This is a genomic window from Haliea sp. E17, from assembly GCF_048323675.1.
Lineage (GTDB): Bacteria > Pseudomonadota > Gammaproteobacteria > Pseudomonadales > Halieaceae > Mangrovimicrobium.
Window position 1 is genome coordinate 369,449 of sequence record NZ_JBLWFK010000002.1, and the last position, 25,552, is coordinate 395,000.

At 61.4% G+C, this 25,552-nt stretch carries 23 protein-coding genes; 17 read left to right on the forward strand and 6 right to left on the reverse strand.

The features are described from left to right. The first annotated feature begins 13 nt into the window (after window positions 1-13). Both ACNKU3_RS04800 and ACNKU3_RS04805 read left to right on the forward strand, forming a co-directional pair. On the forward strand, window positions 14-784 hold the full coding sequence (locus ACNKU3_RS04800) for an SDR family NAD(P)-dependent oxidoreductase (protein WP_418258279.1): 771 nt from the start codon (window positions 14-16) through the stop codon (window positions 782-784). Between the two features lie 223 nt (window positions 785-1,007). Beyond that, complete coding sequence (locus ACNKU3_RS04805; RefSeq protein ID WP_418258280.1) at window positions 1,008-2,303, forward strand: cation:proton antiporter; 1,296 nt, start codon at window positions 1,008-1,010, stop codon at window positions 2,301-2,303. Between the two features lie 77 nt (window positions 2,304-2,380). On the opposite strand, the gene ACNKU3_RS04810 is transcribed toward ACNKU3_RS04805, so the two are convergent. Beyond that, entirely contained in the window at window positions 2,381-2,854 is a 474-nt protein-coding gene (locus tag ACNKU3_RS04810; RefSeq protein ID WP_418258281.1) for an NADAR family protein, read from the reverse strand. 199 nt (window positions 2,855-3,053) lie between these two features. On the opposite strand from ACNKU3_RS04810, the gene ACNKU3_RS04815 reads away from it, so the two are divergent. Then, a complete protein-coding gene (locus ACNKU3_RS04815) occupies window positions 3,054-3,260 on the forward strand; it encodes a DUF2061 domain-containing protein (protein ID WP_418258282.1) in 207 nt (68 codons plus the stop codon). Window positions 3,261-3,270: 10 nt separating this feature from the next. Here the strand turns inward: ACNKU3_RS04815 and ACNKU3_RS04820 are convergent, their stop codons facing one another. After that, entirely contained in the window at window positions 3,271-4,548 is a 1,278-nt protein-coding gene (locus ACNKU3_RS04820; protein ID WP_418258283.1) for an MFS transporter, read from the reverse strand. Window positions 4,549-4,762: 214 nt separating this feature from the next. On the opposite strand from ACNKU3_RS04820, the gene cyoA reads away from it, so the two are divergent. The 7 genes from cyoA (at window position 4,763) to ACNKU3_RS04855 (ending at window position 11,453) form a co-directional block, all read left to right on the forward strand. Continuing rightward, window positions 4,763-5,752 carry a ubiquinol oxidase subunit II gene (cyoA, locus tag ACNKU3_RS04825; RefSeq protein ID WP_418258284.1) on the forward strand — a complete coding sequence of 330 codons (990 nt, stop codon included), beginning with the start codon at window positions 4,763-4,765 and terminating at the stop codon, window positions 5,750-5,752. 8 nt (window positions 5,753-5,760) lie between these two features. Further along, entirely contained in the window at window positions 5,761-7,755 is a 1,995-nt protein-coding gene (gene cyoB / locus ACNKU3_RS04830; protein ID WP_418258285.1) for a cytochrome o ubiquinol oxidase subunit I, read from the forward strand. Further along, window positions 7,755-8,375 (forward strand): cytochrome o ubiquinol oxidase subunit III, encoded by a 621-nt coding sequence (gene cyoC / locus ACNKU3_RS04835; RefSeq protein WP_418258286.1) that lies wholly within the window; start codon window positions 7,755-7,757, stop codon window positions 8,373-8,375. The genes cyoB and cyoC overlap by 1 nt, the downstream gene beginning before the upstream one ends. Continuing rightward, window positions 8,372-8,731, forward strand: coding sequence for a cytochrome o ubiquinol oxidase subunit IV (cyoD, locus tag ACNKU3_RS04840; RefSeq protein ID WP_418258287.1), 360 nt, complete (start codon window positions 8,372-8,374; stop codon window positions 8,729-8,731). The genes cyoC and cyoD overlap by 4 nt, the downstream gene beginning before the upstream one ends. A 5-nt stretch (window positions 8,732-8,736) precedes the next feature. Further along, window positions 8,737-9,480, forward strand: a complete 744-nt coding sequence (locus ACNKU3_RS04845; protein ID WP_418258288.1) for an SURF1 family protein — start codon at window positions 8,737-8,739, stop codon at window positions 9,478-9,480. A 105-nt stretch (window positions 9,481-9,585) separates the two neighbouring features. Next, a complete protein-coding gene (locus tag ACNKU3_RS04850) occupies window positions 9,586-10,908 on the forward strand; it encodes an ATP-binding protein (RefSeq protein WP_418258289.1) in 1,323 nt (440 codons plus the stop codon). Continuing rightward, a complete protein-coding gene (locus ACNKU3_RS04855) occupies window positions 10,905-11,453 on the forward strand; it encodes a response regulator transcription factor (RefSeq protein WP_418258290.1) in 549 nt (182 codons plus the stop codon). The genes ACNKU3_RS04850 and ACNKU3_RS04855 overlap by 4 nt, the downstream gene beginning before the upstream one ends. Window positions 11,454-11,501: 48 nt before the next feature. On the opposite strand, the gene ACNKU3_RS04860 is transcribed toward ACNKU3_RS04855, so the two are convergent. Next, the gene (locus ACNKU3_RS04860; RefSeq protein WP_418258291.1) at window positions 11,502-12,551 is read right to left on the reverse strand and encodes an aldo/keto reductase; all 1,050 of its coding nucleotides are present in this window, start codon (window positions 12,549-12,551) and stop codon (window positions 11,502-11,504) included. 175 nt (window positions 12,552-12,726) lie between these two features. Between ACNKU3_RS04860 and ACNKU3_RS04865 the strand changes: the two genes are divergently transcribed. Continuing rightward, window positions 12,727-13,134 (forward strand): hypothetical protein, encoded by a 408-nt coding sequence (locus tag ACNKU3_RS04865; protein WP_418258292.1) that lies wholly within the window; start codon window positions 12,727-12,729, stop codon window positions 13,132-13,134. Window position 13,135: 1 nt separating this feature from the next. Here ACNKU3_RS04865 and ACNKU3_RS04870 read toward each other — a convergent pair whose 3' ends face one another. Continuing rightward, window positions 13,136-13,906, reverse strand: a complete 771-nt coding sequence (locus ACNKU3_RS04870; RefSeq protein ID WP_418258293.1) for a hypothetical protein — start codon at window positions 13,904-13,906, stop codon at window positions 13,136-13,138. After that, window positions 13,906-14,811 carry an NAD-dependent epimerase/dehydratase family protein gene (locus ACNKU3_RS04875; RefSeq protein ID WP_418258294.1) on the reverse strand — a complete coding sequence of 302 codons (906 nt, stop codon included), beginning with the start codon at window positions 14,809-14,811 and terminating at the stop codon, window positions 13,906-13,908. The genes ACNKU3_RS04870 and ACNKU3_RS04875 overlap by 1 nt, the downstream gene beginning before the upstream one ends. 112 nt (window positions 14,812-14,923) lie before the next feature. Between ACNKU3_RS04875 and ACNKU3_RS04880 the strand changes: the two genes are divergently transcribed. The 6 genes from ACNKU3_RS04880 (at window position 14,924) to ACNKU3_RS04905 (ending at window position 23,685) form a co-directional block, all read left to right on the forward strand. Then, a complete protein-coding gene (locus tag ACNKU3_RS04880; RefSeq protein WP_418258295.1) occupies window positions 14,924-15,400 on the forward strand; it encodes a nuclear transport factor 2 family protein in 477 nt (158 codons plus the stop codon). Window positions 15,401-15,722: 322 nt separating this feature from the next. Continuing rightward, window positions 15,723-18,074, forward strand: a complete 2,352-nt coding sequence (locus ACNKU3_RS04885; protein WP_418258296.1) for a TonB-dependent receptor — start codon at window positions 15,723-15,725, stop codon at window positions 18,072-18,074. A gap of 264 nt (window positions 18,075-18,338) precedes the next feature. After that, on the forward strand, window positions 18,339-20,738 hold the full coding sequence (locus ACNKU3_RS04890) for a TonB-dependent receptor (protein WP_418258297.1): 2,400 nt from the start codon (window positions 18,339-18,341) through the stop codon (window positions 20,736-20,738). A gap of 151 nt (window positions 20,739-20,889) precedes the next feature. Continuing rightward, window positions 20,890-22,131 (forward strand): cytochrome P450, encoded by a 1,242-nt coding sequence (locus ACNKU3_RS04895; protein ID WP_418258298.1) that lies wholly within the window; start codon window positions 20,890-20,892, stop codon window positions 22,129-22,131. Window positions 22,132-22,248: 117 nt separating this feature from the next. Next, entirely contained in the window at window positions 22,249-22,833 is a 585-nt protein-coding gene (locus ACNKU3_RS04900) for a TetR/AcrR family transcriptional regulator (RefSeq protein ID WP_418258299.1), read from the forward strand. A gap of 192 nt (window positions 22,834-23,025) precedes the next feature. Continuing rightward, window positions 23,026-23,685 carry a TetR/AcrR family transcriptional regulator gene (locus ACNKU3_RS04905; RefSeq protein WP_418258300.1) on the forward strand — a complete coding sequence of 220 codons (660 nt, stop codon included), beginning with the start codon at window positions 23,026-23,028 and terminating at the stop codon, window positions 23,683-23,685. Here ACNKU3_RS04905 and ACNKU3_RS04910 read toward each other — a convergent pair. Then, on the reverse strand, window positions 23,682-25,496 hold the full coding sequence (locus ACNKU3_RS04910) for a cation:proton antiporter (RefSeq protein ID WP_418258301.1): 1,815 nt from the start codon (window positions 25,494-25,496) through the stop codon (window positions 23,682-23,684). The two genes, ACNKU3_RS04905 and ACNKU3_RS04910, sit on opposite strands and share 4 nt — an antisense overlap. Window positions 25,497-25,552 lie beyond the last annotated feature (56 nt).

A 25,552-nucleotide genomic window follows, 5' to 3' on the forward strand; every position in this document is an offset into this window, starting at 1 on the left:
AGGAGAGGGTGAGATGGAGAAACGCCTGGAGGGCAGGGTCGCATTTATCAGTGGCTCCTCGCGGGGAATCGGCGCCGCCATTGCCCGGCGCCTCGCCGCGGATGGTGCCAGGGTGATCCTGCACGGGCGGGACAGCGGCGATAGACTTGAACGCCTGTGTGCCGAAATTGCCGCCCAGGGGGGGGCCGCGGACTTTATCCTCGGCGACCTGGCCGAGGGCAACACGGCCATCGACCTGGTGCAGCGGGCATTTGCCGCCCACGGTGCGCTCGACATCCTCGTCATGAACGCCGGCGGCGGCAGGGGCGGGCTGGTCGGCGACCTGCCCCTCGAGGACATCGACCGGGTGCTGGCGCTCAACCTGCGCTCGACAATCCTGGCCAGCGCCGAGTTCGCCCGCCTGACCCGCAGCGAGCACGGCCGCATCGTTTACATCTCTTCGGGCATGGCTACCCATGGAGCCCCGGGGGTTTCCGTGGGCGCGGCAGCCAAGGCCGGCGGCGAGGGATTCATGCGCAGCATGGCGCAGGAACTGGGGCCGCGTGGCATCACCTGCAATTCCGTGGCGCCTGGCTGTACCCGCACCGAGATGATTGCGGACCAGGCCTGGCCGCAGCAGGTGCCGCCGTGGACGGCGCTGCGGCGCCTGGGAGAGCCCGCCGACATCGCCGACATCGTCGCCTTCCTCGCTTCCGACGAAGCGCGCTGGCTGACCGGGGCGACCCTGCCAGCCAATGGGGGACTGGTCACCACAGCTGCCAATATCCTGGCGCGGGCGACCTGAGGCGAGCCGGTTCATGTGAATTTGCACATAGAGTCAAGTAAGCTGCCGGGGTAAACTACGCGCCATTGCGGTAGCGGGTCTTCGCGCCGTTTCGCTACACCTATTCACGAGTTATGCCGGCCTGGTTCCTCTGGCGCAGCCCTGGCAATGCGCGCCGCTGTAGTCGACTACAGTTCCCGGTATTTCGAGCACGCCCCTGTGCTCCGGAACGACAAGACACGCTATGACCACCTGGTACCTGATCTGTTTCCTGGTTGCACTGGCTGTGCAAATCGCCTTTCTCAACCAGTTCCTGTTCAAGCTGCAGACCACGATAGCAATCACCAGTGGCTCCATGCTGATTTCGCTGGCGTTGATTCTCTCGATCAACTGGCTGGATACGCCACTGGCGGTAGAGCTGAAACAATTGGTAGCGGGGATCGATTTCAACCAGTTCCTGCTCAAGGGGATGCTCGGTTTCCTGCTGTTTGCCGGCGCGCTGGAGATCGACCTGCACGCCCTGCGCAAGCAGAAGTGGGAAATCGGCATACTGGCCACGCTGTCCACCGTGATCTCGACGGCTGTCGTCGGCTACCTGAGTTACTGGCTGCTCGGCGCCCTCGGCTGGCCTGTCCCCTTCATCTACTGCCTCCTGTTCGGGGCCCTGATCAGCCCCACCGACCCCATCGCGGTGCTGGCGATCATCAAGAAGATGCGCGCCCCGGAAGGCGTCTCGATCCAGGTGGAAGGGGAGTCACTGTTCAACGACGGTGTCGGCCTGGTGATTTTCACCACGATCTATGCCGTCGCTTTTTCCGGTGTCGAACCGAGCGTTGGCGAAGTGACCAAGCTGTTCCTGGTGGATGCCATCGGCGGTATCGTGTTCGGCCTGCTGCTGGCGGTGATCGGCCACTACCTGATCCTGCACAGTCCCGACGGCAACATCCGCCTGATGCTGACCCTGCTGTACCCCACTGCGGGCTTCGCCCTGGCCAATATCCTGGAAATTTCCGGTGCGCTGGCGATGGTCGCCAGCGGCATTTTTATCGGTAACATCACCCGGCAAAAGTCGGCGGCGATCGAGGGCAGGGCGCCAGCGGTCGAGGTCGTGCGCAACTTCTGGCACGCCCTGGACAGCGTTCTGAACGCGCTTCTGTTCCTGCTGATCGGGCTGCTGCTGGTCACATTCCCGGTGACCTTCGCAGAAATCGGCCTCGGCCTGCTGCTGGTACCGTTGGTGCTGTTTGCCCGCTTCGTCAGCGTCGGGACACCGTTCGTACTGTTCAAGCGCTTCCGCCGTTACGACATCAACTCCGTGCGCATCCTGACCTGGGGCGGACTGCGGGGGGGGCTGGCACTGGCCATGGCGGCGGCGATTCCGGGGCGCACGGTCTCAGTCAACGGTGTGGACCTGCACAACCTGATCCTGATTCTTACCTACGTGATCGTGATGTTTTCCATCCTTGTCCAGGGTTCGACGATCTCCCCGATGGTGCGCAAAAGCATCAAGTATGCCCGGCGGCTGGAAAACCAGCAGTAAGTCGGTCAGTTCCCGCAGGCCAGCGTCACTGCCAGTGCGCCATTACCGGTGGACAGGCCTCAGTTCCCGGCGCTACCTCAACCTCTAGCGTCGCGCAGTTTTTTCCGCACGTTCATCAGGATTTGCCCGTAGTGGTTGTAGCCCCGGCGGTCCCGGCCACAGCCCCAGTAGTAATCGTACTGGCTGTTTTCCATGAGGTTCTGGTCCCCGGTGGCCAGTAGCTTCTCGGCTATCGCCGGGTAGGTATTGCACTTGGTCCATACGGCGCGGGTCATGTACACCCGCTTGACCTTGTCCCAGTCCCGGCGAATCCGGCGCAGGCGACTGCGGCCCATGCGGCGCGCCTTCCTGGGATGCGCCGCCCGGCGGATTTTTTCCTGCTCCTCGGCAGATTCGAATTTCATCGCCTGGTAATAGTGCTCGACCGATGGCCATTCGCGCCCCTCCAGTTCGAAACTGTGGCGCGAGTGGGTGCCGAGTTCCTCGTTCACGTCAGAGCGGGAAAGGTAGTGGTTGCGGGCGTCGAAATCGGGAAACAGGCTATTGCTCATACGGTCGGTTTGCGGGGATTGGGAAGGTCGCGGCTATCTTACCAAGAAATCGCACTGTGGCCCCCGACGAAGTCTGCGGTTTTCGCCTGTTCACGTTCAAATAAATCGAATGCAGTCGTAATGAGAATCGTTTTTATCTGTGCGCCCGAAACGCCGATAATGATTCCATGCAGCCAGCAATAGCACAGGAGAATGTGAAATGGCCAAAACAATGAGCTTCGCCGCAGTGCACTTTACCGTGGCATTCAGCGTGGGTTATGCCCTGAGCGGCAGCCTGGCTGTCGGGAGTGCGATTGCGCTGGTGGAACCGGCAGTCAATACCGTTGCGTACTACTTCCATGAACTGTGCTGGAAGCGGATGGCGGAGCGCTCTCCACCTCCAGCACCGATGGCGTTGAACGCCTGAGTGCCGCGGATCAGTCCGCGGCTTCGAGGTGGCGGTTGATGCGCAGGGCGACCAGGGTACAGATCGCGCCGGAGACGAGGTAGAGGCTGACCGCGGTCAGGCCGAACTGCACGGACAGGCCCAGGGCGATCAGGGGAGCGAAGGCGGCACCCAGCAGCCAGGCGAAGTCGGAGGTCAGGGCCGCGCCGGTGTAGCGGTAGCGACGCTCGAAATTGGCGGTCACGGTGCCGGAGGCCTGGCCGTAGGAAAGGCCCAGCAGGACGAAGCCGATCAGGATAAAGGCGTTCTGCAGTGCCGGCCCGCCGTTCATCAGGAAGGGCGAGAAGAGGGCGAAAATACCGATCACGATTGCCATGGCGCCCACCAGCCTGCGTTTGCCGATGCGGTCGGCGATGATACCGGACAACAGGGTGGCGAAAATGCCGAGAATCGCGCCCACCATCTGGATCGACAGTACTTCGTCGATGACCTGTGACTCGTTGAGTGAAATCCACGACAGCGGGAAAATGGTCACGATGTGGAACAGTGCGTAGCTGGCCAGCGCGGCGAAGGCGCCGAGGAAGATGTTCGGGCCCTGTTTGTCGAGCATTTCGCGGGTGCTGATGGGGGTCAGTTCGCTCTCTTCAAGGGCCAGGGTGTACTCCTCGGTCAGCACCAGACGCAGGCGGGCGAACAGGGCCACCACGTTGATGGCGAAGGCCACGAAGAAGGGGTAGCGCCAGGCCCAGTTCTGGAAGTCCTCGGTGCTCACGTTGAGTACGAGATACAAGAACAGGACGTTGGCCAGCAAAAAGCCCAGCGGGGCGCCCAGTTGGCCGAACATGGTGTACCAGCTGCGTTTCGCCGGTGGCGCGTTCAGTGCCAGCAGGGAGGGCAGGCCGTCCCAGGAACCGCCCAGTGCAAAACCTTGCAGAGTGCGGAAGAAGATCAGGAATACGATCGCCATCGTGCCGAGCGTGTCATAACTGGGCAGGAAGGCGATACCCGCGGTGGCGGTGCCCAGCAGGAAAAGGGAGGCGGTCAGTTTGACGCTGCGTCCCCAGCGGCGCTGGATGGCCATGAACAGTGCGGTGCCGAAGGGCCGCGCGACAAAGGCCATGGCGAAAATGGCGAAGGAATACAGGATACCGTCCAGGCGGTCCGCGAAGGGGAAGAACACGCTGGGGAAGGCCAGTACACAGGCGATACCGAAGACAAAGAAGTCGAAATGCTCGGACGCGCGCCCGATAACTACCCCGATGGCTATTTCCCCCGGTGCCAGAGGGGAGTGACCTGCCGGAGTATCCATTTCGCCGCCCCGCGGGACAGCATAAGTGGAGGAGGGGGTGCTTGCGCTGGATTGGCTCATTGAAGGGCGCTCTTCTACAAATTGGGACTACACTACAAAGCGTACTCCGGATATCCGGAGGGTGCCATAGGACAAATTGTCCAATTCTCGGCTCCAGATATCTGTCGTACAGTGTAGACCCTCCAATCATTTATTTCCGGAACTGCGAGTGGTGATGCCAGCTACCAGAAATCCCTGTAAGCTCCTTCTCACTGCGTCTGTCGCAGCCCTCTTGAGCGGCTGTGACGCTGTGGTGATGTCTCCTTCGGGGGATATCGCCGCGCAACAGGCAGACCTGATCATCTGGTCCACGATACTGATGCTGATCATTATCGTACCGGTGATCTTCCTGACCCTGCTGTTTGCATGGCGCTACCGTGAGTCAAACAAATCCGCGACCTACAAGCCCGACTGGGACCATTCCACCAAGCTGGAACTGGTTATCTGGGCCGCGCCGCTGGCGATTATTATCGCCCTCGGGGCCCTGACCTGGGTAAGTACGCACAAGCTGGACCCCTACCGTCCGCTGGATCGCATCGACGAGGGCCGCCCGGTGCCGGAAGGCGTCGAGCCGCTGATTGTGGAAGTGGTCGCGATGGACTGGAAGTGGCTGTTCTTCTACCCCGAGCAGGGCATCGCCACGGTCAACGAACTGGCGGCGCCGGTGGACCGGCCGATCAAGTTCAAGATCACCTCCACCACCATGATGAACTCCTTCTATATCCCGGCACTGGCGGGCCAGATCTACGCCATGGGCGGGATGGAAACCCAGTTGCACGCGGTGATCAACGAACCCGGCAGCTATGAAGGCTTCTCCGCCAACTACTCCGGACAAGGTTTCAGCCAGATGCGTTTCGAGTTCGTCGGCATGCCCGAAGGCGAGTTCGAACAGTGGGTGCAGAAGGTCAGGACAGAGGGCGAATCGCTCAGCCGTCCGCGCTACAGCGCGCTGGCCAAGCCCAGTATCGCCGACCCGGTACAGCTGTTTGGCGATGTGGCGCCCGGTCTTTACGACGCCATCCTCAACCGCTGCGTCGAGCCCGGCCAGGTGTGCATGAAGGACATGATGAAAAGCCACCACGGCCACGGTGGCGGTCACGACAGCAAAGCAGAACATGACAGCCCGGCGCAGCACGATGCACATGCGCAACACGGCGACAAGTGAGTTCCCCAATGACTGAACAGATCGATGTAACCAAACTGATTTTCGGTCGGCTGACCTGGGAATCCATTCCGTACCACGATCCGATTATCATCGGCACCTTCGCGGTTGTTGCCATTGGCGGCATCGCGCTGCTGGCGGCCCTGACCAAGTACAAGGTCTGGGGCTACCTGTGGAAGGAGTGGTTCACCTCCATCGACCACAAGCGCATCGGCGTGATGTACATGATCCTCGGCATCATCATGCTGCTGCGCGGCTTCGCCGACGCCATCATGATGCGGATTCACCAGGCCATGGCCTTCGGTGACAACATGGGCTACCTGCCGCCGGATCACTACGACCAGATCTTCACCGCCCACGGCGTGATCATGATCTTCTTCGTCGCCATGCCCTTCGTGGTGGGCCTGATGAACTACATCGTGCCCCTGCAGATCGGCGCGCGCGACGTGGCCTTCCCCTTCCTCAACAACTTCAGCTTCTGGATGACCGCCTGCGGCGCCATCCTGATCATGGTGTCGCTGTTCGTCGGTGAGTTCGCCAAATCCGGCTGGCTGGCCTATCCACCGCTAACGGGGATACTACAGAGTCCCGGGGTAGGGGTGGATTACTATATCTGGGCGCTGCAGATCGCCGGTGTGGGCACGCTTTTGTCCGGCGTCAACTTCACCGTGACCATCATCAAGATGCGCGCGCCCGGCATGACCATGATGAAAATGCCGGTCTTCACCTGGACCGCGCTGTGTACCAACATCCTGATCGTCGCCGCGTTCCCGATTCTCACCGCGGTACTGGCGCTGCTGTCCCTGGACCGCTACCTGGATATGCACTTCTTCACCAATGACATGGGCGGCAACGCCATGATGTACATCAACCTGATCTGGATCTGGGGTCACCCGGAAGTGTACATCCTGATTCTGCCGATCTTCGGTGTGTTCTCGGAAATCGTCGCGACCTACAGTGGCAAGCGCCTGTTCGGTTACTCTTCCATGGTTTACGCGACCGTGGTGATCACCGTGCTGTCCTACCTGGTCTGGCTGCACCACTTCTTTACCATGGGCTCAGGCGCGACGGTGAACAGTTTCTTCGGTATCACCACGATGATCATCTCGATCCCCACCGGTGCGAAGATCTTCAACTGGCTGTTCACCATGTACCGCGGCCGCATCAAGTTTGACGTACCGATGCTGTGGACTGTCGGCTTCATGGTGACCTTCGTCATCGGCGGCATGACCGGCGTACTGCTGGCCGTACCGCCCGCGGACTTCGTGCTGCACAACAGCCTGTTCCTGATCGCCCACTTCCACAACGTGATTATCGGCGGCGTTGTCTTCGGTGTGTTCGCGGCGATTACCTACTGGTACCCGAAAGTCACCGGCTACAAGCTCGATCCCTTCTGGGGCAAGATGTCCTTCTGGAACTGGCTGATCGGTTTCTACCTGGCCTTCATGCCGCTGTACGTGCTGGGCCTGATGGGCGTCACCCGCCGCGTCAGCCACTTCGAGGACACCTCGCTGCAGATCTGGTTCCAGATCGCGCTGGTTGGCGCCGTCCTGGTGGGTATCGGCATCATCAGCTTCATCATCCAGCTTTATGTCAGCTACAAGAAGCGCGACTCCCTGCGCGACGAGACCGGCGACCCCTGGAACGGCCGTACCCTGGAGTGGTCCACCACTTCACCGCCGCCGCAGTACAACTTCGCCTTCACCCCGCAGGTGCATGATGGCGACGCCTGGTGGCAGATGAAGCAGCACGGTTACCAGCATCCGAAGGAGGGCTTCGTGCCCATCCACATGCCGAAGAACACCGCCGCGGGCATGGTGATCTCGGGCTTCGCCACCGCCGTAGGCTTCGCCCTGATCTGGCACATGTGGTTGATCGCGGGACTGTCCTTCGCCGGCATGATGGCGGCGATCATCATCCACACGTTTAACTACAAACGTGACTACTACATCCCTGTTGAGGAAGTGGAACAGGTGGAATCACAGCGCGCGGAGGTAATAGCGTAATGGGCGGCGCAACTGCAACTGCAAACGGTAAGCTGGAGTTTATCGTACCCGGTGAGTACCACGTGCCCAATGGCACCCTGCTGGGCTTCTGGATTTACCTGATGAGCGACTGCCTCATCTTCGCATCCCTGTTCGCCACCTACGGTGTCCTGAGCATGAACTTCGCCGGCGGCCCGTCCGGCGGTGACCTGTTCGACCTCAAGCTGGTGGCGCTGAACACGGCCTTCCTGCTGTTTTCGTCCATCACCTACGGCTTTGCGGTGCTGCAGATGCAGGCCAACAAGCTGCGCGGCACCCAGATCTGGTTGATCATCACCGGCATCTTTGGTGCGGCCTTCCTGGGGGTTGAACTGTACGAGTTCTATCACCTGATCCGCGAAGGCGCCGGTCCCCAGCGCAGTGGCTTCCTCTCGGCCTTCTTCGCGCTGGTCGGCACCCACGGCCTGCACGTGACCTTCGGCACCATCTGGCTGATCACCCTGCTGTTCCAGCTGAACAAGCACGGCCTGACCGGCGCCAACCGTCGCCGTGTGTTCTGCCTGTCCATGTTCTGGCACTTCCTGGACGTCGTCTGGATCGGCGTATTCACCTATGTTTACCTGATGGGGTCATTAGTATGAGCAGCGAACATCACGACGAAACCCATGTAGAAGGCGCGCCCCACAGCAGCTTCAGCGGCTACATGATCGGGTTCCTGTTGTCGATCTTCCTGACCGCGATTCCGTTCTGGCTGGTCATGGGCGACGTGCTGGATTCCCGCAACGCCACCATCATCACCATCCTGATCTTTGCGGTAGTGCAGATCGTTGTGCACATGGTGTACTTCCTGCACATGAACTTCCAGTCCGAGGGTGGCTGGACCATGTTGTCACTGATATTCACCGTGGTACTGCTGTTCATCACCCTGTTCGGCTCTCTCTGGGTGATGTACCACATGAACGTGAACATGATGCCCTCGATGATGGGTGGTTCCTGACAGCCGTGGCTGACACCACAACAGCCAGCAAGGGGTCGCAGCGCGGCCCCTTTTTGCATGTGCTGCTCGCCGTGCTGGGGCTCGCTGCATTTGCCGGGTTTGTGGCGCTGGGCGTCTGGCAGATGGAGCGGCGGGTCTGGAAGCTGGAGCTTATCGACGCAGTCAACCAGCGCGCGACCGCCGCCGCGGTCAGTGCGCCAGGCATGCCCGACTGGGCGCAGGTCTCCCGCGACCGGGACGAGTATCGCCACGTCAGCGCCAGCGGAGAATTCCTTTCAGAGGGCGATATCCGTGTCGCCACCGCGAGCGAGCTCGGTACCGGTTACTGGATCATGACGCCGCTGCGGCGCGCTGACGGCAGCCTGGTGTTTATCAATCGCGGCTTTGTCGAGCAGGGCCAGGCACCGACCCCGGTGCCGGCCGGCCAGGTTGAAGTGGCTGGCCTGTTGCGCATGGGGGAACCCGGTGGTGGCGTCCTGCGCGACAACCAACCCGGCGCCGGACGCTGGTACTCCCGGGACGTCGTCGCCATGGCCAGCCAGTACGGCCTCGCCCCGGTGGCTCCCTATTTTATCGATGCGCAGGCCAACGCCCCGGGCAGCCCCGGCGGCACCGGGCCTGTCGGCGGCCTGACGGTGATTACCTTCCACAACAATCACCTGGTCTACGCGCTTACCTGGTTCGCGCTCGCAGCGCTGGTGGTCATCGCCGCCTGGATCGTCTGGCGCGAGCCCGCGGGCAAGCGCTGAGTCCTGGCGGCGCCGCTCGCGGGCGCGGGTCCCGCGCGCTTTACCGTTTGCCAGCTGCCATGGCAGCGCTCGCCGCGTATACTGTGCGCCGATGGAGCACAGACGATGACAAGCAACCAGGCCGCCCTCGCGCCAGCGGAGGTATTCCGGCCGCCCCGATCCGAACGCGACGCCACTGTCGGCAAGAACATGCGCCTGCTGGTCCAGCTGCGCTGGATGGCGGCGCTCGGCCAGTTACTGACGATCCTTACCGCGCAGTACGGTTTCGGCGCCCATTTGCCGCTGCGGCAGATGTTCCTGGGAATTGGCGTGCTCGTGGCCTTCAATCTCCTCGCCGAGATCAGCCTGCGCATGCGGCGGCGCAAGCTGCGCCTGGAGCTGTTTGTCGGCCTGCTGGTGGATATGGGTACGCTGACCTACCAGCTGTATCTCAGTGGCGGCGCCACCAACCCCTTTGTCTTTCTCTATCTGCTGCAGGTCGGACTGGCCGCGGTATTGCTCGCGCCGAAATATGCCTGGACACTGCTGGTGGTGGCGACCGCGAGTTTCCTGTGGCTGGCGGTCGCCGGCAAGCCCATCGACCTGCCACAGGATTACCACCTGGGCCTCGGCAGCGTCTATGTGCAGGGCATGCTGATTTGCCTGGTGTTGAACGGCGTGCTGCTGCTGGTGTTCCTGAGCCGGATCATCCGCACCCGGCGGGAGCACGACGCCCGGCTGGCGGAGTTGCGCCAGCGTGAAGCGGAAGAGGACCACATCATGCGCATGGGTCTGCTGGCTTCCGGCGCAGCCCACGAACTCGGTACCCCCCTCGCCACCATCGCGGTGATCCTCGGCGACTGGCGCTATATGCCGGCGTTTACCTCGGACCCGGACCTCTACCAGGAAATCCAGGAAATGCAGGCCCAGGTCAAGCGCTGCAAGACCATTGTCAGCGGCATCCTGCTGTCCGCCGGGGAAACCCGGGGCGAGTCTTCCGGGGAGGCCACGGTCCACGAGTTTTTCGAGGAACTGGTGTCGGAGTGGCGTGAAACCCGCGGGGCCAGATGCCTGCAGTTCCGCAATCACTTCGGCGAGGATATGGACATCGCCTCGGACTCCGTAATCAAGCAGACAATTGCCAACCTGCTGGACAATGCACTGGAGGCCTCGCCAGCGTGGATCGCGCTGGAGGTGGGCCGGCGCGATGACAGCCTGCTGGTGAAGGTCACGGACCGCGGCAAGGGCTTCGACAAGGCGGTATTCGAGCGCCTGGGCCAGCCCTACCAGTCCACCAAGGGGCGCGCCGGCAGCGGCCTGGGCCTGTTCCTGGTGTTCAATGTCGTGCGCACGCTGGGCGGCAATGTCAACGTCAGGAACCTCGCCGAGGGCGGCGCCGAGGTGCAATTGACCCTGCCGCTGGATGCCCTGGTACTGAAGGAGGATTGACGCTGGAAACCGATGAAACGCGGACATTGTTGCTGGTCGAGGACGATGCCGCCTTCGCCCGCACCCTCGGGCGTTCCTTTGAGCGCCGCGGGTATACCGTGTGGCACGCCACCAGCCTGGAAGGCGCCTTGCCCCTGCTGGACGAGTACAAGATCGGCTATGCCGTGGTCGACCTCAAGCTGGAGGGTGAAGCCTCCGGCCTGGCCTGTGTGAAAGCCCTGCACCGGCACGATCCCGATATGCTGATCGTGGTGCTGACCGGCTACGCCAGTATCGCCACCGCGGTGGAAGCGGTAAAACTGGGCGCCTGCCACTATCTCGCCAAGCCCTCGAACACCGACGACATCGAGGCGGCGTTCAACAGCGCCGACGGCAATACCGAGGTGGCGATCACCGGTCGCGCGACCTCGATCAAGACCCTCGAATGGGAGCGCATTCACCAGACCCTGGCGGAAACGGATTTCAATATCTCGGAAACGGCGCGCCGCCTCGGCATGCACCGCAGGACTCTGGCGCGCAAGCTCGCCAAGCAGCAGGTCAAGTAGCGGACTGCGGCCCGGGCCGCAGTCCGCGTAAACCTGCCAGCGCTGCGCTCAGCGGCGCTCCACCCTGACATTACCCAGCATCATCTCGCCGGTGGGGGTGTGCATCATGGTGTGCGGGAAGGTCTCGGGCAGCGCGCTCACCGTATCCAGTCGCTGCAACTGCTCCGCACTGAACTCGACATCCAGCGCGCCGAGGTTGCTTTCCAGCTGGGAGAAGGTGCGGGCGCCGATGATCGGCGAGGTGACGGCCGCGTGCTGCAGGGTCCAGGCCAGGGCTACTTCAGCTGCACTGCGCCCCTGTTCCCCGGCGACCTCGGCCAGTACTTCGGCTATATCCAGCGCCTTCTCCGTCAGCCGGCCGGTGGCCAGGTTGATGTTCTTGCGGCTGCTCATGTCGGCGGGTTCGCTGGCGAGGTCCGCGCGGCTGTATTTACCGGTGAGTACACCGCCGGCCAGCGGCGACCAGGGCAGGACGCCGAGGCCCAGCTTGTGCGCCATGGGCAGGAAGTCCGCCTCGACGATCCGCTCGGTCAGGTTGTAGGGCACCTGCAGGGCGACGAAGGGCGACCAGCCGCGCAGGTCCGCGATGGCCTGCATGCGCGAAATTTCCCATACCGGCGTGTCGGAAATTCCGGCGTAGAGTATCTTCCCGGCGCGCACCAGGTCGTCGAAGGCGCGCAGCACTTCCTCCGCCGGTGTGCGGTCATCCCACAGGTGCAGGTAGAGGAGGTCGATGTAATCGGTGTTGAGCCGGCGCAGGCTGGCTTCCACTGCCTGCACCATGTTCTTGCGCTGGTTGCCGCTGGCATTGGGATCGCCGGGCCCCATGGTCAGGCTGTACTTGGTGGCGATGACCCAGCGCAGGCGGTGTTCGGCGGTGAGTTTGCCCAGCATGCGCTCGGATTCTCCGGCGGCATAGAAATTCGCGGTATCGAGGAAGTTGCCGCCCAGTTCCCGGTAGTGGTTGAGCATGCGTCCCGCTTCTTCGATATCGGTGCCCCAGCCGGCCATGCCGAAGGTCATGGTGCCGAGGGAGAGAGGGGAGACACGCAGGCCGGAACGGCCGAGCAGGCGGTAGTCGTCCAGTTGCAGACTCATTGCACGATTCTCCTGATCATTATTGTAAGGGCCAGTGGGCCAGGTTCGATCTTGTCAAAAAAAAGCATATCAGAAGCCCGGCCTTGCGACAGCGCCGATTGATGACGGAAAATGACCGCTGCTTGACCCTGCCCGCCATGCGGTCCCGGTTCGTTCAATGAAGGAGAACAATAATATGACTGACAGCCTCAGCGAGAGTGTCAATACCCTGGTCAATATCATGAAGGGACTGGTCGATCGCGGCGTCGCCCGAGCGGACGTGACGGCGGCGGACTGGGACGCCCTTGCAGACGTCGTGGATACCGCCAGTTTCCAGCGAATCGGCCCCTTTCACGATATCGTCGACTGGGCCGGCTACACGGCCCTGCTGACCGAGTGGGTCAACCAGTCAGAGGGCTGGGACCCGGTGGTCAAGCGGCTCAGTGAAAGCGCCGACGCCGTGTTTATGCAGTGCGAGGAAATGATCACCAGCGGGGATACGGTTTTCCCGTTCTATTCCCTGTCCATGTACGAATTCAACCCCGCGGGCAAGATCCAGCGCATCAGTGTCTACATGCAGAAAGAGGGGCCGGTGGAGTACTGATTCAGGGCAGGTAGCGATCCCACTCGTAGGCTACGATGCTGAAGTAGGGCGCTGCCAGCAGCGGCGTCAGTGAGGTATCGCTCCAGCGCTCCCGCAGGTAAGGCTCGATAGTCCGGGCTACCTCAATCGGGTCTTGATCGAGGAAGCACAGGGTCAGGTGCTGGCCCGGCGCGACACTGGAAATCTCCGACGCTACCGAAGATGAGGTCAGGGCACCGGCCACACCGGGAATTCCCTGCGGCAGCGGGGCTGCCTCGCCACCCTGTTCGACCAGCAGGTACATGCCGCGGATCGGCAGCCAGGGCAGGACGTCGGCGCCGGTGCGGATGCGCGGCTCCGCAACTACTTCGCCCAGCGTATACACTCCGCGTTCCACCGGCGGCATGATGAAAGGCGAACGTCCCGCCTCGTGCAGCGCCAGGCCGAGGTCGTAAAATTCCCCCAGCCCCTCCTGTCCCGCGAAGAAGTAGATCATCACGTGGTCCACGGCGCTGTGGGAATCGGCATCCGCAGCCCGGGCGGCGCGGCACTGCGGGGTGGATACCAGGCGGGTGGAGGTGCGTATGCTGGCCAGCCGCTGCTGTTCCGGGCGGTGGTCCAGGCTGTGCCAGCGCAGGTAGTCGGCGTCGTGGCCCTGCTCGTGCTTGCGCGACATGGAGACGAAGAGGGTGGTGATGTCGCTGCGGCCGGTGGCGAGGATCGCCGGCACCGTATCCGAGGGTTCCCCGACCAGGTCCCGGTAGGCGTTGATGCTCATGTCGTGATCGTCCATCAGGCGTCCCTCAGCTCCAGTTCCGGGTGCAGGGCTTCCACCATGCGCCGCATGCCCTCGCGCCAGGGTACCCGGGTCCTGCCGAGTGTCGCGTGCATATGCGTGGTGTCCGGCCACAGCGGGGTGTGGGTGTGCTCGGTGTACTCGAAAATCGGTTCGATGCCGACCAGCTTGCCGAGGTAGCTGCAGTAGTCCTCCAGGCTCACGGTTTCGCTGCCGGACCAGTTGACCACCAGTGGCGGGACAGCCGCCTGCTGCATCGCGCTGATACCGAGTTCGACGTAGTCATCCTCGTAGATCGGGTTGTAGTTGTTGGGTGAATCCGGGTACAGCTTGATCGGTTGGCGGTTCAGGATGGCCTCGAGCCGCATGGCGGGTGCGCCGCCCAGCGGTCCGTAAGTGGAGCAGATGCGGATGATGGTCAGGGGAATGGCGTATTGCTCCGCCACCCAGGTACAGACCGCTTCTCCTGCGACCTTGGAAAAACTGTAGTTGGCCCGGTCGGGGACGCCGGGCGGGTCGGACTCCAGCAGCGGGCGTTGCCCCTGGTAGGCGTAGATCGAGCCGGTGGAACAGTACACGAAACCCTTCGCTCTGCGGCAGTGATGCAGCAACTTGCCGGAGTTGTGGGCGTTGGTGCGCACGCAGTCCCGCCACTGGCCGAGCCCGGGGTCTACAGCGGCGTGGAAGACATGGGTGAAATCGTCGGGCAGGCTGGAAAAATCACCGCCAGCCATGTCCAGAGCGACCGCTGTGATGCCGGCCTGTTCGAGCCTCTGCCGGTCCCCGGGTGACTGCAAGCGGGCCATGCCCCAGACGTCGTTGTCCCGGGCGAGTTCCCGCGCAATAGGAAAGGCGATCTTGCCGGTGACGCCGGTGATGAGTATTTTTTCGTTCTTCAGCATTGCGGGCCATTGTTTATCAGTATTATGTTTGCCCCAATCTAACCGCTCGGGAAAATCCTGTCCACAGCGGTGTTGATCAGTAGTCGAAACGTCAGGCGGGAGGAGGGTGGCAATGATCCTGGAGGAAATGCTGGCTCGCGAGGCCATCCGCGATACCATGGCTCGCTATACGGTGGCCGGGGACGGTCTTCGCCTGGCGGATTTTCTCGCCGTATTTACCGACGACGCAATTCTCGAATCCGAGGGAGTCCCGGAAGCCGACCGGTTTCGCTATGCCGGCAAGGGAGAAATCGGCAACTGGATTACCCGCTGGTCCGAGCGCGCCAGGGACGCCAGTTCGCCGACCCACGCTGCGACCTTTGTACGTCACCATCTTGCGACCAGTAAAATCGACTTGCTCGACAGCGAGGTCGCCCGGGCGCGGACCTACTGGACGGCATGGACAGACATCGGCCCGGATCACTGCGGCTACTACCTCGATGAGTTCCGGCGCTGCGGAGATGCCTGGTTGATCGCGCACCGGCGTATTCGCCTGGACTGGCGGGCGCCGGAGAGTCTTTTTGTTACCGCTATTGCCCACAGCAATTAGAAAAATATTTACATAACGTCGAATAAAAAAGACAAAAAATGGAAACAGGAATCATCAAGTAATTATAAAAAACTTTACACTCCATAGTCGGTATAATTCAGAAAAATTTACAAATATCCGATAGTTACGGTTAATTTTAACTGTTCGGAATTCCTTTTTTTTTAATTTTTTTTCGGTATTCTTGTCCCGCGCTTTTCGGGCTGATCCATGCGCCCGTAAAAATAAATAAACCCTGATTAAATAATATGGGGAGAGATTAGCTGTGAAAAGAAACCTGTATTACTCGTCTTTGCTGTTCGCAACTACCGCGCTTGGTGGTGGTATGCAGGCACCCGCTGTGCTCGCCCAGGAAGGGAGCGGAGAGCGGGGACTCGCACTCGAGGAAGTCGTTGTTACCGCCCGGCGTCGTGAGGAATTCCTGCAGGATGTTCCCGCCTCGCTGACCGTGTTCAACCAGCGCCAGATCAACGACGCCAATATTACCAACCCCTCCGACCTGGCCACCTATACGCCAAACCTTTCGGTCAATAATCGCTTTGGCGGTGACAACACCACCTTTGCGATCCGGGGCTTTTCCCAGGAGTTGCGTACCACCGCGTCAGTCGGGGTGTATTTTGCGGAAGTGGTCGCCCTGCGCGGCGCCAATTCCCAGCAGTCCGGTGACGGAGCAACCCCCGGTGACCTGTTCGACCTGGAGAACGTCCAGGTCCTGAAGGGTCCCACGGGCACGCTGTTCGGCCGCAATACCACTGGTGGTGCCGTACTTCTGACCCCCAAGCGCCCGACCGATGACTTCGAGGGATACGTCGAGGGTTCTGCGGGCAATTTCGACATGCTGCGCGGCCAGGCGGTGTTGAACCTGCCGGTCACCGAGAGCTTCAAACTGCGCCTCGGTGTCGACCACAGCGAGCGCGACGGCTACCTGAACAATATTTCCGGTATCGGCCCCGACGATTTCGCCGACCAGGACTACACCGCCTGGCGCGCCAGTGCCCTGTGGGAGATCACCGGGAGCCTGGAGAACTACACCATCGTACGGGGCGTGGATTCCTCCAATAACGGTTATCCCGGATCAGTATTTGGCTGCAACCCCAATGCACCGCTTGCCTTTCTCTGTACCCCCGATCTGGAGGAGCGTGAGGCTAACGGCGACAATGGTTTCTACGATGTCTACAGTTTCGTGCCCAAGCCGGTCAACGAACAGAACATGTGGCAGGCTATCAACACCACCACCTGGGAAATCAGTGACGCCTTCCTGGTCAAGAACATCCTCGCTTACGGGGAACTGGAAACCAAGCAGCGCGGCGCGGTATTCGGCACCAACTGGTCGTTCCAGGGCGAGGACCTGATTTTCCAGCAGGTTGGTCTTTCCTCGGGTTTCCCGACTACCGACCAGGAAACGCTGGTAGAGGAACTGCAGATCCAGGGCAGTGCCTTTGACGATGCACTGTCCTACCAGGCGGGCGTGTATTACGAGCACAGCGAACCGGGTAGCGACTACGGCGCCCAGTCGCCCGCCATCATCGCCTGTGACCAGGCGTCCATCACGGGCAGCAACCCGGACGATTTCCGCTGTAACAACCTGCTCCTGCAGGGTGCCCTGCAGTCGGTTCCCGGAGGTGTGGAATACACCAACATGGCCGTCTACGCCCAGGCGACCTACAGTTTCACCGACACCCTGAGCATCACCGGTGGCCTGCGGTATACCGATGACGAAACCAAGGGGCATACCGAGGATACGGTGTACTACTTCCCGCGGGTAACGCCCGGCACCTACGCCCCGCCGAACAGGGTCTTTGTGGAGTCGCGCAACCCGACATCGGAAAGTGATGAGCCGACCTGGCTGGTGGGCCTCGACTACACCCCGAGCGACGACCTGCTGCTGTATGGCAAGTACAATCGCGGCTATCGCCAGGGCAGCGTGAATATCGGCGGCAGTACCGGTGCCGACATTCACGGTCCGGAGACTGTGGATACCTATGAAATCGGTTCCAAGTTCTCCTTCCACGGCGCCTTCCCGGGCACCCTGAACATTGCCGCGTTCTACAACGACTTCCAGGACCAGCAGGTCCAGTACGGCTATTTCAAGGCGATCTCCAATGTGGGTACCACCGCGATCATCAACGCCGGTGCGTCTACCATTTACGGGGCGGAAGTCGAGGCAACGGTACAACTGACCGAAAGCCTTATCCTGAACGCCAGCTATGCCTACCTGAATACCAAGATCGATGATCTCGAGTTCCCCAACCTGGTCGAGTCGGGCATCGCGGTACCGGGCACCATTTCCAACACGACGCAGGAGGGCGACCCACTGTCCTTCGCGCCGGAAAACTCCGCGGTGGTTTCCGCGATCTGGATGCTGCCGACGCCGGTTGCAATGGGCGACATGCGCCTGTCCGCAACCTGGGTATACACCGATGAACAACAGGCAGTCACCGAGGCGAGCTCACCGCCATTCTACCTGATCGATTCATACGACCTGTGGAATTTCAATTTCAGCTGGAATGCGGTCATGGGCAGCCCGATCGACTTCTCGGCGTTCATGACCAATGCCTTCGACGAGGAATATGTGACCTATGTGTCCGGTCTATACAATTCAGGTGGCCTGGAGTCCGGGCAGGTAGGGATGCCGCGTATGTACGGAGCCCGTTTCCGCTACAATTTCGGTATGTAAAAACACGTCGCGCTACTGCAACGGGCGCCAGATGATTTCTGGCGCCCGTTTTTTGTTCAAATTCACAGTGTAAAATTAGTTGTCAGACCCTGACACAAATCGCTAGTATCACCATCAGGGCCCACTTTCCGGCAGCGATCCGCCGGAATGTTGGGCCCTCATCAGGTCCGGAGGCCATCCCCAGAGCTATAAACACTTTAAACGTTCTCCAAGTGTCCGGACATTAACAATACCCCTAGTTTAATAATAAAGGGAGTAAGCACTGTGAAGAAACACTGGCACTATCCGTCATTAATTGTTGCCGCAACCGCACTGGGCTCAGGCCTGCAGGCGCCACCCGCGCTGGCCCAGGAAGGCAGTGGTCAACGTGCGATGATGCTGGAAGAAGTGGTGGTCACCGCTCGCCGGCGCGAGGAATTCCTGCAGGACGTTCCCGCCTCGCTGACCGTTTTCAACCAGCGACAAATCAACGAAGCCAACATTACCAACCCCGGCGACCTTGCCACCTATACGCCTAACCTGTCGGTCAATACCCGCTTTGGCGGCGATAACACCACCTTCGCCATTCGCGGCTTTTCCCAGGAATTGCGCACCACGGCCTCTGTGGGTGTCTATTTTGCGGAAGTCGTCGCCCTGCGCGGCGCCAACTCCCAGCAGTCCGGTGACGGCGCGACCCCGGGCGACCTGTTCGACCTGGAAAACGTACAGGTCCTGAAAGGACCGACGGGTACGCTGTTCGGCCGCAACACCACCGGCGGTGCGGTCATCCTGACGCCCAAGCGGCCGACCGACGAGTTCGAGGGCTATGCCGAGGCGTCTATGGGTAATTACGACATGTTACGCGGACAGGCCGTGTTGAACCTGCCGGTCAGCGACAGCTTCAAGCTGCGTTTCGGTGTCGACCACAGTGAGCGCGATGGCTACCTGCACAATATTTCCGGTATCGGTCCCGAGGACTTTGCCGACCAGGACTACACCGCCTGGCGGGTCAGCGCCCTGTGGGAAATTTCCGACAGCCTGGAAAACTACACCATCGTGCGCGGCGCGGAATCCTCGAACAATGGCTGGCCGTTCTCGGTTTTCGCCTGTAACCCCACTGCGGGGCTCGGCAGCTTTTGCCAGGCGGACCTCGATCGACGCGCTGAAGCCGGCGATGACGGTTTTTACGACATCTACAGCTTCGTCAACAAGCCAGTCAATGAACAGGACACCTGGCAGGCGATCAACACTACGACATGGGAAATCTCCGATGATTTCCTGGTCAAGAATATTATTTCCTACGGTGAACTGGAGACCAAGCAACGCAGCTCCATCTATGGCACCGACTGGCGCATCGGCCCCGAAATGCTGATTTTCCAGCAGGTCGGTCTCACCAGCGCCTACCCGACAACCGACCAGGAAACCTTTGTCGAGGAACTGCAGATCCAGGGCAGTGGCTTTGACGACCGGCTGACCTACCAGGCGGGTTTGTACTACGAGAAAAGCGAACCTGGCCAGGACTACGGCGCGCAGTCCCCCGCATTGATCATCTGCGACCAGGACAGCATCGTCGGCCCCAACCCGGATGACTATCGCTGTAACAACATTATCGGTGTCGGTGCGCTGCAGCGCGTTCCGGGCGGTGCCGAATACACCAACATGGCAGTATACGGCCAGGCTACTTTTGAACTGACCGATTACCTGAGCCTGACCGGTGGCCTGCGGTACACCGATGACGAGACCAAAGGTTACGCCAACGAGTTGATCTTCTACTTTCCACGCCTGGCGCCGGGACAGCTTGCGCCGCCGGAGGCACAGTTGGCGGAAACGCGTACGCCCTCAAGCGAGAGCGATGAGCCGACCTGGCTGCTGGGTGTGGACTTCACACCGAGCGAGGACCTGCTGGTCTACGCCAAGTACAATCGCGGCTATCGCCAGGGCAGCGTCAACATCGGTGGTTCCTCCGGACTCGATGTGCACGGCCCGGAGACCGTGGATGCCTATGAGATCGGCACCAAGTTCAGCTTCCAGGGCGCGGTACCCGGCACGCTGAATACGGCGTTCTTCTACAACGACTTTACCGACCAGCAAGTGCAGTTCGGCTACTTCAAGCCGACCGGCGTAGGCACTACCGCGATCATCAACGCCGGCGCCTCCACCATCTGGGGCGCGGAGGTCGAGGCCACCCTGCAGTTGACGGATAACCTTATCCTGAACGCCAGCTACGCCTACCTGAACACCGAAGTCGATAAACTGGAGTTCCCGCCTTTCCCGCCCAATGCGGTGGCCTCGGAGCCCACCACGACCACGGCAGAAGGGGAGCCGCTGTCCTATGCGCCGGAAAACTCGGTGGTGGTCAGTGCGACCTACATGTTCCCGGTGGATGCGGAGCTGGGTGATATGCGTCTGTCTACCACCTATGTCTGGACCGATGAGCAGCAGGCAGTCTCGAAAGAGTCGTCTATTTACGCAACACTTCCGGACTACGACCTGTGGAACTTCAATTTCAGCTGGTCCAGTATCATGGGCAGCCCGATCGACTTCTCGGCCTTCGTGACCAACGCCATGGACGAGGAGTACGTGACCTACCTGACAGGGAACTGGAACAGCGGCTTTGAACTCGGCCAGGTGGGCGTTCCACGCATGTACGGAGCCCGTATCCGCTACAACTTCGGCGCGGACTGATACTCCGTCCGGACTCAGGAAACGCCCGGCCATCCCGGGCGTTTTTTTTTGCCCGACAGAAACCCGCTGCAACGGATGTTTTTGTCCTGCCGGGTCCAGCTCCCTATGCTCCACTGCCTGACGATAACGATAAGCGCGAGGTAGCCGGAACATGCAACGTCCTGAAGACCTGGAACTCACTTACCTGGCCATGGAAAGCCCCGGGTTTGCCGCCAATCCATTTGTTCACTTCGAGGCGGCACGTGCACAGCATCCCTGGCTGGCGAAGTGCGCCTACGGTTATGTGATTCACGGCTTTCACGCGATCAAGGATCTGCTGATTCGCGATGACATCATGCGCCCGGACCACGACGGCGTCGTGGCCGCCATGGGGGCAGGGGACAGCCAGTGGGGACGCTTCGAAATTGAAAGTATTCTCGCGCTCTCGGGTATGGACCACAAACGGATTCGCGACATCCTCGCGCCGATGTTCACACCCAGGCAGGCAAACAGGAACCGGGCGCTGATGCGCGAGGTAGTGAATGGGGTACTCGACCAGTGGGCGCCCAGGGAGAGTTTCGATTTCGAGGAGTTCGCCTCCTATTTCCCCGTGGCGGTCATGACCGCGATGATCGGCGCGCCGCTGGAGGCGATTCCCGGCCTGCGCAAATCCATGGAGGACCTGGGGCTGAGTTTCAGCATGGACGTGAATCATCTGCCCGCACTGGAGGCTGCCGTTGGCAGGATGGACAGCTTCGTCCAGTCACTCGTGGCGGAGCGCCGGCAACAGGGGTCCGACAGCAGCGATCCGGATTTGCTCGATACCATGCTGGCGGCCAATACCCGCGGGGAGATATCGGACCGGGAACTGTACGATATGCTGATTTTCCTGTTTGTAGCGGGATACGATACCTCCAAGAACATTCTCACCCTGGCCATGTACTCCCTGCTGGAGCACCCGGAGTACTATCAACGGTGCGCAGCAGATCACGAATTCTGCAATGCCGTCATCGAGGAGACCTTTCGCCTGAACAGCCCCGCGACCATACCCCGCCTGTTGCTGGAAGACCTCGACTATGAGGGCGTTACCCTGCCCAGGGGCAGCATGCTGTTTTTCCCGGTCGGCATGTCCGGTCGCGACCCGCGCGCCTGGGACGACCCGGATACCTTTAATCCGGACCGCGAAAAATCCCAGGAGTATCGCCACATGGCCTTCGGCCGCGGTGTCCACCTCTGTCTGGGGCAGTACATCGCCCGCGCCCAGTTGCAGGAGGGGCTGCACCAGATTGCCCGCCGTATCCGCAATCCCCGCCTGGCTGGCGAGGTGGGCTTTCGACCCTTCTTCGGCGTCTGGGGTTTGCGCGGATTGCCGATCAGCTTCGAGGATGCCGGGGCAGACGCCAACGCCGCCTAGGGGGTCTCCACATCTCGTCCGCTCTCATCGGCGGACGGCGCCGTACCCGCTATGCCTGTACACACGCTTTCGCCTGCGCTATAACCCATGTCCTGTTTTCTGGCTGGTAGGAAATCGATGCAGATCAGCGAAATGGAGCGGCGCAGGCAAGCAGTTGCCCGTGTGGCGGCCGACCTCATCGCGCGGGAAGGGCGGGAAGCCGCCACGGTGCGGCGGATCGCCGAGGAACTCGGCTGCAGCACCACCATGATTACCCATTACTTCGACGACAAGGACGAGGTTCTGTCGCTCGCCTACCTGCACATCGCCGAGCAGGGGCGGGACCGGTTTCTGCAAACCATCGAAGGCCCCGCGGTGGACCTGCTCGAAGTCCTGCTGTCGATGACTATCTACGACGAGGAAAGCCTGCGCCGCTGGCGGGTTTACATGGCTTTCTGGGAGCGCGCCAGTCACGACCCGGTGTTTGCCGAGGTGCAGCGGGAGTGGACCGAGAAGACCCAGGAAGATATCAGCAGGGTTATCTGCCAGTGCTACGGCCAGCGCGAGGAGGCCCCCGGCATCGCCCAGCAACTCATCGCCCTGGTACACGGCATCTCCCTGCAGACGCTTTTCGGGGAAACCAGCTGGAGCTCTGCGCGAACCCGCTCGGTGCTCGGTGGCGAAATACAAAGCCTGCTGGGCCCGCGCAAAAAATCGCAGTAACTTCCGGTAACGTCACAGCCCGCGCATCACAACACCCCGGCACGCCGCCCCGATGGTCCTGGCGCGATAGCCGTGCCGGGCGCGCGTTGCAATTCTCCCGTATAGTAGTATCCACTATCATGGCCACACTGGCGCTTTCTTCCGGGGAGCGCCGGCAGACTGGACCGGCTCGGCTAACCCGATGGGGAGTACATGGCACAAGCGTCACGCAACAAGGTATCCGGCGGCGAACGCAGGCGCCGCCGCTCCGCCGGGGAATTGCGCTCACGGATTCTGGCGGCGGCAGCCGGCGAGTTCCAGGACCGCGGCTACAGCGGCGCGACCACCGCGGCGATCGCGCGAGGGGCCGAAGTGACCGAGGCCCAGTTGTTCCGCTATTTTTCCTCCAAGGCGGAATTGTTCCACGAGGCGGTGTTCAAACCACTGGAAGAAGACTTTCTCCGTTTCAACGTGGAACACCTGCGGGCGGAAAACTCCGCGGAAGATCACCGCAGCGCAGCGCGCGACTACATCTCGGATTTGCAGGCGTTCATCCGTGCCCACTCCGGATCCTTTCTTTCACTGATCGTCGCACAGGCCTATGAAAACCAGGGCATCAACGGCCTCGGTGAGATCGATGGTTTGCGCGCCTACTTCGATTACGGGGCGGAGGTGATGAGCGGGCGACTGGATGGCGACAGTACCCGCGTAGCGCCGCGCCTGATGGTACGGGCATCCTTTGGCGCCGTGCTCGCGGCGGTGCTGTTTCGCGACTGGATGTTCCCCTCGAGCCTGGCCGATGAAAAGGCGGTCAATGAGGCGCTGATCGATTTCGTACTCGACGGTATCAACGCCAATCCCCACCTGGTCTAGGCGGATTCCTCCGGGCTGCTGGCCGAAATGCTGGCTATGGTCCAGCCAGGCTCCAGGGTATTCGCCCAGCGCTTGGACCAGGGCAGCAGTTTGCCGCGTTCATTCCAGGCAACCAGCAGGATGCGCTGTTTGTCCCCGTCCTCGAGAAACTGACTGTAGCCGTAGCTCTCGCTCAGCCGGGTAGCCCGGATCTCCGCGCCGCGACTGACCGAGCTCAGGAGTTTTGACAGGCTGGCGTTGTCCGTGAACAGCCGCCGTCCGGGCATTTCGCTCGAGGGCTTGCGCTTGCTGTTGCTTGCTTCCCCGGACTCCAGGTTGACCGGCAGCATGTACACGCCCTGTCTGCCGAACGGGTGGGCGAAGTAGGTACAGGCCAGGCGGTTCAGTTCGCTGTTGCGGGAGAGGGCGAAAAGATAGCCGATGCCGGTCAGGTCCAGCGTGCGTTCCGCGTGATCGGACATCGGGTTGCCGTAGTAGGTTCGCAGGCCCGACATCCGCGCCCTGCGCAGGCTGTCCCAGTCGTTGTCGGCGATCACCACGTTGAAGCCGGCGTCATTGAGCGTATTGGCCAGCGCGATGGAAAATGCGTTGGCGCCGAGCATCAAGACACCTTCCGGCGCCGGTGCCGAGGCATTCAGCGCCCGGGCCAGCGGTCGCGCTGTCAGGCTCTGCAGCGCGACCGTGCCAACGATAACCGCAAAGGCCAGCGGCACCAGCAACTGGGCGCCTTCCACCCCGGCGCTCTCGAGGCGTTCGGCGAAGACCGCGGTAATGGCCGCAGCGACAATGCCGCGCGGCCCGATCCAGGCCAGCAGGGCCCGTTCACGCCAGTTGAGGCTCGAACCGAGGGTGCACAGCGCGACCTTCAGCGGGCGGGCAAAAAACTGGATGCCGAGCATCAGTACCAGTGCCGGCCAGCCCACCACCTGCATCTGCTCGAACTCGAGGCGCGCGGCAAGCAGGATGAACAGGGCCGATATCAGCAGGATGCTCAGGCTTTCCTTGAAATCCAGCAGGCTGCGGATGTGGATACCCGGTGTATTCGCCAGCCAGACGCCCATGACGGTCACCGCAAGCAGGCCGGATTCGTGGGCCAGGGTGTCGGAAAACGCGTAGATCGCGAACACCACCAGCAGGGTGGCCACATTGTGCAGGAATTGCGGTATCCAGTAGCGGCGCAGCGCCATACCCCAGAGGAAGCCGCCGAGACCACCCGCCAGGAAACCGGTGCCCAGGATGCGCAGCAACTGCAGGGGCAGGTCAGCCCAGTCGTGGCTGTCCTGGCTGGCAACCACCACCGAAAACGTCAGGACCGCGAGAATGGCGCCGATCGGGTCGATCAGGATTCCCTCCCAGCGCAGGATATTGGCGACCGGCCGGGTTGGCCGGACCGCCTGGATCATCGGCATGATCACGGTCGGCCCGGTCACCGTCATGATGGCGCCAAACAGGAAAGACAGGCCCCAGCTCAGGCCGATCAACCAGTGCGCCATCAGCGCCACCAACAGCCAGATGATGACGATACCCCAGCTGATCAGGCGCCGGACGACATCGCCGTGACCGCGGATTTCCTCCCGATTCAGGGTCAGGCTGCCTTCGAAGATGATGACAGCTACCGCCAGTGCAATGAAGGGAAACAGCAGATCGCCGAACAGGGCGTCGGGTTCCAGGATGCCGGCCACCGGGCCCAGCAGTAGTCCCGAGGCGAGCAGGAATAGAATCGCGGGAACCCGTATGCGCCAGGCGAGCCACTGGGAAAACAGGGAAAGCAGACCGATGCTGACAAGGATCGACAGTGCGGAAAGTTGCATTGAGGCTATTCCGGCGGCGCAGTGTTATCTGTGCATGGTACGTGAGCCGGGGCAGT